The organism is Halorubrum lipolyticum DSM 21995, assembly GCF_000337375.1.
Lineage (GTDB): Archaea > Halobacteriota > Halobacteria > Halobacteriales > Haloferacaceae > Halorubrum > Halorubrum lipolyticum.
In genome coordinates this window covers 26,667-39,944 of record NZ_AOJG01000012.1, presented here as the reverse complement: position 1 = coordinate 39,944, position 13,278 = coordinate 26,667, and the positions used below count along the sequence as shown (strand labels likewise).

Annotated in this window: 5 protein-coding genes, 1 tRNA gene and 1 pseudogene; 1 reads left to right on the top strand and 6 read right to left on the bottom strand. The window is 64.7% G+C overall.

Features of this window, described 5'->3' with window-relative positions; translation table 11 throughout:
• Positions 1 to 111 precede the first annotated feature (111 nt).
• The 3 genes from C469_RS04910 to C469_RS04900 form a co-directional block, all read right to left on the bottom strand.
• Positions 112 to 1,002, bottom strand: a complete 891-nt coding sequence (locus C469_RS04910; protein ID WP_008004380.1) for an HNH endonuclease — start codon at positions 1,000 to 1,002, stop codon at positions 112 to 114.
• 272 nt (positions 1,003 to 1,274) lie between these two features.
• A tRNA-Ala gene (locus C469_RS04905) sits at positions 1,275 to 1,346 on the bottom strand.
• Positions 1,347 to 1,428: 82 nt separating this feature from the next.
• Positions 1,429 to 2,004, bottom strand: a complete 576-nt coding sequence (locus C469_RS04900) for an SRPBCC family protein (protein WP_008004378.1) — start codon at positions 2,002 to 2,004, stop codon at positions 1,429 to 1,431.
• 503 nt (positions 2,005 to 2,507) lie between these two features.
• On the opposite strand from C469_RS04900, the gene C469_RS04895 reads away from it, so the two are divergent.
• Complete coding sequence (locus C469_RS04895) at positions 2,508 to 4,562, top strand: ABC transporter ATP-binding protein (protein ID WP_008004377.1); 2,055 nt, start codon at positions 2,508 to 2,510, stop codon at positions 4,560 to 4,562.
• Positions 4,563 to 4,628: 66 nt separating this feature from the next.
• Here the strand turns inward: C469_RS04895 and gltB are convergent.
• The 3 genes and pseudogenes from gltB to C469_RS17460 all read right to left on the bottom strand — a co-directional run bounded on the left by gltB (position 4,629) and on the right by C469_RS17460 (position 12,974).
• Positions 4,629 to 9,298 (bottom strand): annotated as a pseudogene (gltB, locus tag C469_RS04890) (glutamate synthase large subunit).
• A gap of 365 nt (positions 9,299 to 9,663) precedes the next feature.
• Complete coding sequence (locus C469_RS17130) at positions 9,664 to 9,831, bottom strand: HEWD family protein (protein ID WP_008004375.1); 168 nt, start codon at positions 9,829 to 9,831, stop codon at positions 9,664 to 9,666.
• 71 nt (positions 9,832 to 9,902) lie between these two features.
• Positions 9,903 to 12,974 carry a hypothetical protein gene (locus C469_RS17460; protein WP_241429983.1) on the bottom strand — a complete coding sequence of 1,024 codons (3,072 nt, stop codon included), beginning with the start codon at positions 12,972 to 12,974 and terminating at the stop codon, positions 9,903 to 9,905.
• Positions 12,975 to 13,278 lie beyond the last annotated feature (304 nt).

The window sequence follows — 13,278 nt, the reverse complement described above, 5'->3', positions numbered from 1 at the left end:
GTGAGTCGGAACCGCACTCGGTCCGGGCGTTTCCGGCAGACGCGCGGGCCGGGTCGGGGCGCGCCGGGCCGGGTCGAGGCGGGGAGGGGAGGGAGGGGACTGTCGCCGTGCTCAGAACCCGTGGCGTTCGCGGTGTTTCGCCACGAAGTCCGGATGCGGCCTGATCGAACTCCCCTCGGGGAAGACCAGCGAGTCCCCCTCCAACTGCTTGAACTCGTAGTACCCCTCCCGCTCGGGGGCGTCCTTGACGACGACCTCGTAGTCGTCGGTGAAGGCGATCCAGCCCGCGTCGAACGCCCAGTGATGCAGCCGACAGAGCGTCACTCCGTTCCGAACCTCGTCGACTCCGCGTTCGGCCTTCGGATACACGTGGGCCGCCTCCACTTCGGGCCGGCCGTCGGGGGTCTCGCGGCGACGACCGCAGACGACGCAGGTGCGATCGTACGCCGCTCGAACGTCCTCGACGAACTCCGGGTCGCGCTCGCGCCGACGGCTCTCGACGAATCGGTCCTCCTCGACGGTCAGCTTCGGGGGATCTGCGGCCGCGTTCGCGTCTGCGCCCGCGTCGTCGGACGGTTCGCTGTCCGGCTCGGCGCTCCGGTTCTCCATCGTGAACACGATCACGTCTCGGCCGTCTCGCTCCTCGAACTCGTGGTCGACGACGCTCACCAGGCCGTGGTACTCCCACTCCTTCGCGTCCGTCGGTTTATAAAAGAAATGGACGGGAATCCCTCCGTCGACGGCGTCGATAAGCGTCGAGTTCCCCGGCGACGTCTCGCTCTGATCGCCGTCTAACCCCTCCCCGACGTACTCGAACCGACCGCGGGTCACGTCGTCGTCGTACGGGCCGTCTTCCGTCGCGAACAACAGCACGTATCGTCGGTCTCGCGCGTCCCTCCGCGGGTTAATCCCGGAGATCTGATACCCGAACCCCGTGTCGAACGCCTCCTCGATCTCGGCTTTCGCGAGGCGATCGCCGACCGCGACCGGTGCCGTCTCCATGCGTCCCGCTCGTCGTCGAACCCGTATATATATGGTTGACTTCGAGATAGGTGTCGGAACGTACCTCCCGAGGCGAGTCCGGTACCCGGACCGGTTTCAAGCCGTAAGGACGAACGAAGTGAGTCGAGCGGACTCGCGGCGCAAAAACGTGGACTCGCGGGGGTCCCGTGAGCAGCGAGGGACCTTTTGTCCCTCGTGCAGCCGGCGCTCCGCGCCGGCGACGCTAGCGAACGGGACCAAGCGAGGGAACGAGACGAACGAAGTGAGTCGAGTGGACTCGCGGGGATTTGAACCCCGGGCCTTCCCCGTGCCAGGGGGATGATCTACCACTGATCTACGAGCCCTCGTACGCATCCATTCGTTCCCCGCTGGATATATTAAGGCCTTCGACTCGCCGACACCGGCGACACCGGTTCCCACGCGCGCTCAGATCCGGGCGGAATCGACGTACACCTCGAGGTCGACGTCGCGCGTCGAGTCCTCCAAGTCGCGCACGGCGCGCTCGACGACGCGCTCGGCCTCGCCTCTGATCAGGGGGATCGCCTTCTTCAGCACCCAGTCGAACGAGACGAGCGTCGGGAGGTCGAGCGCGTCGGAGCTGGCCGAGCCCGGGTCGAACTCGACCTCGAGCGCGACCTCGCACGGGTGGTCGGTTTGGTCCGCGTTGGCCTCGCTGTCGGAGGCGACGGCGTCGAGATCGGGATCGGCTTCCGACTCGCCCGGCGTCACCCGCCAACATCCGCCGGCGTCGATGTCCTTCGTGATCTCCCAGTCGATCCGCTCTGGCGGCTCGACGCCGGTCACGCGCGAGTGAGCGGTGTAGGTGATCTTCCACCACGCGAACGTCAGCGCGTAGCGGGTGTCCGGTCCGCCCTCTCCCTCCAGCGTGCGCACCTCCCGGAGGTACTCCGAGTAGTTGGCGTACCGCGGGAAGTCGAGCAGGAACGCGTACACGTCTTCGGGGTCGGCGTACACCTCCGTGCTCACGACGAGTTCGTCCACGTACTGGGGTTCGAGCGGCGCCTAATAAGCGGTCCGACGATTGGACGTGGAGATGTGTGTATACGGGGACAGCGACTCCTCGTCGGCGAACACCGCCAAAGCCCCAACCACGAGGCGCACGCTCGTTGCGTTCCTCAGGCGCTCACGTCGTTCGCTCCCTGCGGTACTTACGTCGTCATCAGAACGCTCCGCGTTCTGATTGGCTCACGAGAGCTCCGCTCTCGTGAACGCCTGCGTCCGCCTCGTGGTTGCCCCTTTGAGTCCCACCCGCCCGCAACCGCACAGCAGCCTCACACCTCCCCAGCCTCGTCGGTCGCCCTCCGCGTTGCTCCGGGCGACCGACTCCCTCGCGCGCGCCGGTTCGCGGCCTGACGGCCGCTCACGGGCACGCGCCACCGCACAATCATTTATAAACGATTAGCTTCCGATCGCTTTCTCGATCGGGACCCGGAACGACCCGCCGAAGCCGTCGGATACATGGGGCGCGACGCGCTCGTAGGCCCATGGCCGCCGACGACCGCAACGCCTTCGAAGTGTACCGCGACCGGGTCGACCGACCCCTCCTGCGGCTGTTCCGCGAGTACGGCGCGCCCGAGGCGCACTGGCTCGTGATCGGGATGGCCGCGAACGTGGTCGCCCGCGTCGCGGGGCTGCTCCCGCCGGTCGTGCTCGGCGTCGCCATCGACGCCGTGTTCACGGGCGACGGCCCCTACACCCTCCCGATCGTTCCTGACGCGTGGCTGCCGACCGCGGGGCCGGCGCAGTTTCGACTCTCGGTCGCGCTCATCGTCGGGTCGTTCCTCGTCACCGGCGTGTTCACGTGGATCTACGGTATCGCCGCGAACAACTTCGCGCACCGGGTGATGCACGCGGTCCGGACCGACTCCTTCGACCGGATGCAGCGGCTCGACATGACCTTCTTCGACGACAAACAGACCGGCGAGGTGATGAGCGTCCTCAACAACGACGCCTCGAACCTGGAGGTCTTCCTCGACAACGCGCTCCAGAACTCCGCGCGCCTCGGCGTAATGTTAGTCGGCATCGCGGGCGTCCTCTTCTACTACAACCACGAGCTCGCGGCGGTCACGCTCTCGGCCATCCCGCTGATGATCCTCTTCACGCTGTGGTTCATGCGAGCGGTCGAGCCGCGGTACGTCGCCCAGCGCTCCGTCGTCGGCGACCTGAACACGGCCCTCGAAAACGCGCTTTCGGGCGTCGAACTCGTCAAGACCTCCAACACCGAGGCCCACGAGAGCGACCGCGTCGAGACCGCCTCGAAGGAGTACTTCGAGCGCACGATGTCGATCCTCCGGCTCAACTTCGTCTACCGACCGGGGATGGAGCTGTTCGCCGGGATCTCGTTCGCCGCCACCTTCGCGGTCGGCGGGTACTGGCTCTCGGCCGGCCCGCCGGGACCCTTCACGACGACGCTCACGGTCGGGACCTTCGTCACGTTCGTCCTCCTGACCCAGCAGTTCGTCGCCCCGCTCGCGGAGGTCTCCAATATCATCGACCAGTACGAGAACGCGAAGGCCTCCTGCGAGCGCGTCTTCGGCCTCCGGGACATCCCGATCCGGATCACGGACGACGAGGACGCGACCGATCTCGGCGGCGGGAACGACGACGACCGTCCCGACCGCGGCGGTGTCGACGGCGCGGTCGAGTACGACGACGTCTCGTTCGCCTACGCCGAGAACGCCCTCGTCGACCCCGCGGACGCCGACGAGGAGGTGATCCGGAACGTCTCCTTCGAGGCCGCCCCCGGCGACACCGTCGCGCTCGTGGGCCCGACCGGGGCCGGGAAGTCCACCCTGCTCAAGCTGCTCCTCCGGCTGTACGACGTGACCGAGGGCGCGGTCCGTGTCGACGGCCACGACGTCCGCGACGTGACCGTTTCGAGCCTCCGGTCGAACGTGGGCTACGTCGCGCAGGACACCACGCTGTTCGACGGCACCATCGCCGAGAACATCCGGTACGGGCGGTTCACGGGCGTCGACGCCGCGGGTGAGAACGACGACGCGGCCGAGAGCGAGGCGGTCCGCGAGCGCGTGGTCGAGGCCGCGAAGGCCGCCGAGGCCCACGAGTTCATCGACTCGCTGCCGAACGGCTACGACACCCGGATCGGCGAGCGCGGCGTGAAGCTGTCCGGCGGCCAGCGGCAGCGCGTCGCCATCGCGCGAGTCGTCTTACAGGACCCCGCGATCCTGATCCTCGACGAGGCGACCTCCGCGGTCGACACCGAGACGGAGATGCTCATCCAGCGGTCGCTCGACCGACTCGCGGCCGACCGCACCACCTTCGTCATCGCGCACCGCCTCTCGACCGTGACCGACGCCGACCTGACGCTCGTGTTGGAAGACGGCGCGGTCGTCGAGCGCGGGCCTCACGACGAACTGCTCGAGGCCGACGGCCTCTACGCGAAGCTCTGGGGCGTGCAGGCCGGCGAGATCGACGAGCTCCCCGAGGAGTTCGTCGAGCGCGCCCGCGAGCGCCACGTCGACCGCGCGGTCGAGCGTGCGGTCAAAGGCGAAGTAGAGAGCGAGTCGCTCGACGACTGACGGACGCGAGACGCTCGCCGATCGAAACGGTCGAACCCGGCGAACGGTCTAAAAAGAACGGCCGAGTCAGTCGTCGCTCGACGCCTGCCCGGTCGCGTCGGACGCGGACCCGGGGACCGCCGCAGCGGGCTCGGGCGGGTCCTCGCGCACGTCGGCGCCCGTGCCCTCGGAGATGACCTCGGCGTAGGCGTCGGGGAAGACGCGCACGAAGTCGTCGAGCGCGGCCGCCCAGTCGTCGAGCAGCTCGGCCGCGCGGTCGCTGTCGGTGTACGCGCGATGGTTCTCCACGAGCCGGCGGAGCATGCGTTCGTCCGACTCCTCGAGGGTCTCCGAGAGCGACACCATCCCGCGGTTCACGCGGTCGTCGAGCCGGTCGTCCGGGTCGTACACGTAGGCGACGCCGCCGGACATCCCGGCCGCGAAGTTCCGCCCGGTGTCGCCGAGCACGGCGACGACCCCGCCGGTCATGTACTCGCAGCCGTGGTCGCCGACGCCCTCGACGACCGCCTTCACGCCGGAGTTGCGGACGCCGAACCGCTCGCCGGCGACGCCGTTGACGTAGACCTCGCCCGCGGTGGCGCCGTACAGCCCGACGTTGCCGGCGACGACGTTCTCGGCGGGGTCGTAGCCGGCCTCCTCGGGCGTGTCGATCACGATCCGACCGCCGGAGAGCCCCTTGCCGACGTAGTCGTTGGCGGCGCCGGACAGCTCCATGGTGATCCCGGACGCGAGGAACGCGCCGAAGCTCTGGCCCGCGTAGCCGTCGAACCGGCAGGTGACGGTGTCGTCCGGGAGGCCCTCGCCGCCGTGCTCCGAAACGATCCGGTTCGAGAGGGTCGCGCCGACCGCGCGGTCGACGTTCTCCACGTCGCGGGTGAGCGCGACGGGTGCGCCGTCCTCGATGGCCGGGCTGGCCTCCTCGATGAGGTCCCAGTCCAGCAGGTCGTCGATGTCGGCGTCCTCCTGCTCGCGAGTCTTCGTCCGGGCGTCGCCGGCGGGCTCGGCGATGACCGCAGAGAGGTCGAGGTGTTTCGCCTTCTCGTGGTCGGTCTCGCGCTGGGAGAGGAGCTCGGGCCGGCCGATGAACTCCTCGACCTCGGTGTAGCCGAGCTCTGCCATGAGCTCGCGGAGCTCCTGCGCGATGAACGTCATGTAGTTGATGACGTGGTCCGGCTGGCCGGGGAAGCGCTGGCGGAGGTCCTCGCGCTGCGTGGCGACCCCGACCGGACAGGTGTTCTCGTGGCACTGCCGCGCCATCACGCAGCCGGCGGTGACGAGCGAGGCCGTCCCGAAGACGTACTCCTCGGCGCCGAGCGCGGCGGCGACGGCCACGTCGCGCCCGGTCTTCAGGCCGCCGTCGGCCGTCACGCGGATGCGGTCCCGGAGTCCGGTCGCGCGGAGCATCTGGTTCGCCTCGGCGAGCCCGAGCTCCCACGGGAGCCCCGCGTTCTTGATCGACGTCTTCGGCGACGCGCCGGTCCCGCCGTCGTGGCCGGAGACGTGGACCACGTCGGCGTTCGCCTTCGCGACGCCGGCCGCGATGGTGCCGATACCCGCCTCGGAGACCAGCTTCACGTTGACGTCGGCGTCGGGGCTCGCGGCCTTCAGATCGAAGATGAGCTGCTTGAGGTCCTCGATCGAGTAGATGTCGTGCTGGGGCGGCGGCGAGATGAGCCCGACGCCGGGAGTAGAACACCGGACGTGCGCGATCATCTCGTTGACCTTTTTCCCCGGGAGGTGGCCGCCCTCGCCGGGCTTCGACCCCTGCGCCATCTTGATCTGGAGCTCGTCGGCGCTCGCGAGGTACTCGGAGGTGACGCCGAACCGGCCGGACGCCACCTGCTTGACAGAACACTCCTTCTCGGTGTCGAACCGCTCCGGGGGCTCGCCGCCCTCGCCCGTGTTCGACTTCGCGCCGAGCCGGTTCATCGCGATGGCGTTGTTCTCGTGGGCCTCCGGCGAGATGCTCCCGAGGCTCATCGCTGCCGTCGAGAAGCGCTCCACGATCGACTCGACCGGCTCGACCTCCTCGACCGGGACCGGGTCGCGGTCGGACTCGAACTCGAGGAGGCCGCGGAGCGTCTGGAGCTCCTCGGACTGGTCGTTCACCAGCTCCGCGAACTCCCGGTACTGCTCGTAGTCGCCGCCCCGGACCGCCTGCTGGAGCGTCCCGACCGTCTGGGGGTTCCAGCCGTGCTTCACGCCCGACGACCGGTGTTCGTACTCGCCGATCGTCTCGACTTCGGGGTCCGCGCCGAACGCCATCGCGTGGCGCGTCCGGAGGTCGCTCTCGATCTCCGCGACCCCGATACCCTCGGTGCGGATCTCGGTGCCCTCGAAGTACTCGGCGACGAACGACGAGGAGAGCCCGACGGCCTCGAAGATCTGCGCGCCCTGGTACGACTCCATCGTCGAGATGCCCATCTTCGCCATCGTCTTGAGGAGGCCGTCCTCCAGCGCGTGGCGGTAGGCGGCCAGCGCCTCGTCCTCGTCGGCGCCGTCGGGGCCGGCGACGACGTCGGCGATGGAGGCGTACGCGAGGTACGGGTCGACCGCGTCCGCGCCGTACCCGACCAGCGTCGCGAGGTGGTGGACCTCGTGCGGCTCGCCGGACTCGACGACGAGCCCCGCGCGGTTGCGAAGCCCGTTGCGCACGAGGTGATGGTGGACCGCGCCGGTCGCGAGCAGGCTCGGGACCGCGATCCGGTCCGGGCCGACGGCCCGGTCGGAGAGGACCACGGCGTCGGCACCGTCCCCGATGGCGGTCGCGGCGTCCTCGCGGATCCGATTCACCGCGTCGACCAGCGATCCGTCGCGGTCGTACGTCACGTCGACGGTCACGGAGGTGAACGACGACGCGGCCGCCCCCTCGCCGTCTCCGTCGGCCGGCGAGCGTTCGCCCGGGCCGGGGAGATCGCGCAGCGCGGCGGTCTCCGCGTCGGTGAGAACCGGGGTGTCGGAGACGATCTGCTCGGCGTGCTCGGGCGTCTCGTCCAGCAGGTTGCGCTGGTTACCGATCCGGGTCTCGAGCGAGGTGACGAGCTCCTCGCGGATGTAGTCGATCGGCGGGTTCGACACCTGCGCGAACAGCTGTTTGAAGTAGGTGAACAGCGGGCGGTCGACGTCGGCGAGCACCGACAGCGGGGTGTCGTCGCCCATCGAGCCGACCGGGTCCTTCCCGTCTTTCGCCATCGGCTCGACGAGGTGGTTCAGCGAGTCGGTGGTGTAACCGAACGCGGCCTGGTGGGCGCGCACGGTGGGCGCCTCCGAGTCTGTCTCTTATACACATCTCTGATGGCGCGAGGGAGGNTGTCGTCGAGATGGCGCTGCTGTTGGTCGACCCACTCGCCGTACTTCTCGTCGGTGAGGTCGTCGAACACCTCGTCGTCGGGGACGATCCGCCCCTGCTCGAGGTCGGCGACGAAGATCTCGCCGGGCTGGAGCCGGCCCCGGCGCGTCACGTCCGCCGGCTCGGTCGGGAGCGCGCCGACCTCGCTGCCGACGATCAGCCGGTTGTCCTCGGTCACCTCGTACCGGCAGGGACGGAGCCCGTTGCGGTCGAGGACGCCGGCGACGCGGTCGCCGTCGAAGCCGATGACGAGGGCGGGGCCGTCCCACGGCTCGACGAGGGAGGCGTGGTAGTCGTAGAAGTCGGCGCGCGCCGCCTCCATCAGGTCGTCGTCGCGGAACGCCTCCGGGATCAGCATCCGGAGGGTGTGCGGGAGGTCGCGGCCCGCCTGCAGGAGTAGTTCGACCGCGTTGTCGACGCTCGCAGTGTCCGACTGGTTCGGGTCGTCGATCACCGGCTTGATCGTGTCGAGCTCCGCGCCGAACGCCGGGTGGTCGAGGTCGTTCTCGCGGGCGCGCATCCAGTTGACGTTCCCGCGGATCGTGTTGAACTCGCCGTTGTGGACGATGTTGCGGTACGGGTGCGCGAGGTGCCACGCGCCCAGCGTGTTCGTCGAGAAGCGGGCGTGAACCAGCGCGACGTGGCTCGCGAAGCGCTCGTCGGTCAGGTCGGGGTAGTAGCCCGCGAGCTGCGAGCCCTTGAGGAGCCCCTTGTACACGACGCGCTGGCGGTCGAGCGAGCAGACGTAAAACCGGCCGGCTCCGTCGACATCCGACACCGCGTTCTCGATCTCGCGGCGCGCGGCGTACAGCGCGCGGTCGAAGCCGAGGATCTCCGGGTCGGCGTCCTCGGGACGGCTCTCCTCGCTGGTGAACCGCTCGGCGAGGCCGGCGCCCTCGACCGGCGCGGCGAACAGCTGCGCGACTTCCGGCTCGGAGTCGAGTGCGGTCGCGCCCAGATCGCCGTTCTCCGTCGGGACGGACCGCCACTCCAGGACTTCCAGGCCGTACACGGAGAACACCTCCGCGATGACGTCGTGGATCTCGGCCTGTACGCTCGGCTCGGTCGGCATGAACACAGAGCCGACCGCGTACTCCTCGGGCAGGTCGGCGTCGACGACCTCGCGGAAGAAGCCGTCCGGGCGCGCGACCATGATACCGGCGCCGTCGCCGGTGTCCTCCTCGGCGCCCGTCGTCCCGCGGTGTTCGAGGTTCTCGAGCAGTTCGACGGCGTCCGTAACCGTTCCGTGGCTCGGATCGTTGTCGAGGTCGACGATACCGCCGATCCCGCAGTTCGAACGCTCGTCCGTTACCGTCGCAAGCCCCCCACCGTGGCCCGAGAGATCTCGCTTCGATACCTCCCGGGTGTTACTACGTGGCTCGGTCATGCAACACACTCCGGATCCATTACTTAAAGGTATGACCCTGATAGGGGTAGGATCCATCGTACACACATTAGGGAATATAAGGTAATTATTCATCAGGGGTGTGTACCAATGATACAATCGCTGTTCGATCAGGTGATACCCGTTTTCGAGTAAATAACCGGGGCGTCAGCGGACTCCTTCGGGACGTTACCGGTCGAATTCGGAACGTGGGTTAGCGATCGTCAACTCGGGCCGTCGCACCGATCGCGAGGCGCCGTCGAACGGGGCCGACGGCCGATCGAGATGGACGGTGGTGCGCGCGAGGGGCCAAGGTGCGAGCGAGAGGTCGAACTCGCGGATCGGTGGTCCCCGTTCTCGAGCCGTCTTCATTCACTCAGCGGGGTGAAGGTCCCGTTGATGTCCCACTCGTGGATGCAGTAGACGTCGCCGGACTCGCCGTCGATCCGCCAGCCGTCGGCGTCGTCGTCCCACCGCTCCTCGCGGCCGCACAGCTCGCATTCGCGCTCCCGTGGCGGGGTGATGGTGACGCTCATACGCTCACGGAGGGCGCGGTCCAGCAAAAGGATACCGCCGGCCCGGTGCCGAACCCGCGGTCGATCGCGAGTCAGCGACCCCGCCGTCCCCGAGTCGCGGCCAGAAGCGCCAGCGTGAGAGCCGCGAGCGACTGCAGCGGACCGAATCCGGGAACGTCTTCGGCGGTCGCTCGAATCGGCGCGTTCTCGTAGGTCGGCGTCGCTCGATCGGCACCGACGGTGTCGTCCCCCGAGCCGTCGGGCCCGTCGCCTGCGGTCCTCGAACCGTCGTCGCGCGCGGCGGAGGCTTCGGCGTCGACCGACGGAGCCCCGCCCTCGGTCACTTTGGTCGCGTCGGTCGCGTCGGTCGAATCGATCCCGCTGGACGCCCCGGCTTTGCCGTCCGCCGTCGGCGTCGACACGACGATCGGTCCGTTCAAAAGCGGCGTCCGACGCTCGGCACTCGGCCGGGACCCGAACCCGACTCCGCGCGCAGGGTCGATCCGGTCGCCGTTCTCGTCTGTGCCCGCCGCGCTGCCGGCGTTCGGTCCGCCCGGACGGTCGCCCTCGGCGGAGTCGGACGAAGGGATCCCTCCCGTCGTGTCCCCTGTACCGCCGCCCGTCCCGGCGCCTCCGCCGTCGGTTCCGCTTCCGCCGCTTCCGCCGGTTCCGCTTCCGCCTCCCCCTCCCGCGGGACCGCCCGACGCGATCCGTTCGCGGTCGTCGCCCGTCGGATCGTCCCGGTCGGCGGCGGCGAACGCCACCGTCGAGGTCACGCGGTGGCCGTCCGGCGGGTCCGACGCGGCCTCTCGGAGGCGGTCGTCGGTGACGCGGAACTCGGCGGTGAACTCCTCGCCGGGCTCCGGCTCTCCGTCGGTCGTGAGCGCGTCGTCGCCGTCGGCGACCACGTAGAGCCCGGTCTCGTCGACGTGGACCGTCGAGTTTCGCGGCGTCTCGCCGAGCGCGTCGCTCGCGGTCAGTGCGTCGTCGCCTCCCGTCGACCGGACGCCGAACCCGATCCCGTCGAGGCGGTCGAGGTCGACGCCCGTCTCGGGCGTCGCGTTCCGCGCTGCGGGCAGTCCGGTCAGCCCGGTCGCGTTCACCGCGTAGACCACGGTGTCGTTCACGCCGACGCGCTCCGATTCCGACAGCGCGTCGCTCTCGATGGCGTCCCTCACCGCCGCCGCGCTTCCGAGATCGGTCCGATCCGCGTCCGCCCCGGTATAGGTGGTGAGCCCGTTGGTCGAGCGTCGGGCGACCGTCACGGTCGCGTTGTCGCTCGTCGTCGCGATCCCCTGCTCCGAGCGGACCGCGATCTCGTAGGTCCCCGGCGAGAGCGTCTCGTTCGCTCCCGGCGCGGTGACCGACTCGATCGACGCCCCCGACCCTGTCACGCTAACGCTCTCGTTGAGAGAGCCGTTCGCCGCCGCGTACGTGTTGAGTCCGAACGTCGTTTCGCCTTCACCAGGTGTTTCGAGTTCGATCGTGGCGGCTGTGGTGTTGGTCTTTGACTTATTGAGGTGAATCTCGGTGGAATTGTATGTCGATGAGATCTCGATGGGGAGTGTTTGTCCTGAATATATTGAGTTAACAGATTCTGGCAAATCCGATACGATCTCTCTTCCTTTTAAAACATTTACAGTTTCGTTACTGATCTCGTTAGAGTCAAGATCTCTAAATTGTATCGTATATTCTCCACTCTCTGAAACATTTATTATTTCACTAGTATTGTCCGAGCCCGTTGTAACATACAATCTCTTTTTTATTTTTGAATTGTTGTATATATTTGTGGCCACAACCCGATTCGACTGTGTGGATCTGAAATCTGTGACTATTCCTTTATCTATTGATGTTGTTTGGATATTTGGTGATAAGGATGTATTGACGACCTGAATCTGGGTCTGATTAACTTTTGTCTCTGATTGAATCACATACTCTCCTTCTGGAAGTTTTGATGTGTTGAGCGTACTGATCTCTCCACTACTATTGATTAGAGCGTCTTGTGCGTTTTGTTCTTTTGAACTCCGAGATATTGTAGTAGATCCACTTGAATTCAATCCAATATACGTACCTTGAGCTGCAGTAATATTTGTTTTAGTCTGAATAATGTGAGTAACTCGTCGAGGAGAATATTTTCTTTTAGAAAATGTACTCATATATTGTCTCGATTCAAGATCATTCACAGATATCTGTTTGATATACGGAAGCTTTTTATCTGAGTTCTTATAAGTGCTATTTAATAATATTCTAATCTGATTCCCTTCTATCTCATATTTGTCTTCGTCTATATTTAGATCAAACGTCGACCTAGACTGGTTAAAATACGATATAGATATATTTCCTTTGTTTGGATCTATCTCTGTATTAAATGACATTGATAGAACCATATCGGTGTTGTCTTGCCCTGAAGAGTTGTCAAAATAATATCTCGGCTGTTGTGTTGCTTCGATTGAGACTGGAAATCGAACGGATCGATTGGCTGCTGCATATATAATATCTGTATCTGGTTCTGTTTTTCCTGGATGAATTGTAGCTGCGAGTTCGATCTCACCACTTATATTCTGACTAGAGATATTGATCTCTTTTTTATATCCCTGTGACTTTCCAAGTTGTTGAATTAATTTTCCGTTCTTAGATTTCTCCCAGATCACCACGTGATCTGTTTCATTAATCAATTCGAGATCTTCAAGAGATATTGTTGTTGTTCTGTTATTGTATGTGTTATTTTGAAAATTAACCTCTGCAGATGAATCAATACTAGATTGAACGAGCTTATCAGAGCTTCCTTGTTCTATGTTATATTCAATCCCCATTTCGGGCTCTGAAAGATCATTATTATATACACTCACGTTACTTGTGTCAATATTTGATATTTCTATATCAAATCCAGATCCGTCAGGGACTGACTTGTCAATAACAATTGTTGCATTCTCTTCATTTTGATTTTTTATATACACATCTGACTCAGCTATATTTTCCCGGTCAGTTACTGTATATGATGAATTTGCTCCATCAAGCTCAGCCCCCTTATTAATCAAATCACCAACCCGTATCTTGACATCCTCATCTCCATAACGCGTTTTAATTTCACTAATTGTTTGATTTTCATCAGGTCCGATTCCGATGTTATCAGCTCCTCCCACACTCCAGACTGCTCCATTCACGGAAATTACTCCCACCCCGATAACGGACAAAACGCTGATTGAGAGAACGAGGACGCAGACCACCGCGCACCGGATCGTTGTTCTCCGGACCATCATCGTGTCTACGGTCGCGAGAGCACCGGCTATCGGACTCTCAGACCGCGGATCGCGACGGCACGAGCCCGCACCGGAGTCTCACAACGCGAGATGATCGCATTTCGGGTCGATTAGTTATAAATGGGTTGCGGACCGCGAAGCTTCCGTCCGCGGAAACGTTTCCGTCAAAGGCGACGCAGTCATGCGATTGTCGTCGCTGTTCTCGAGG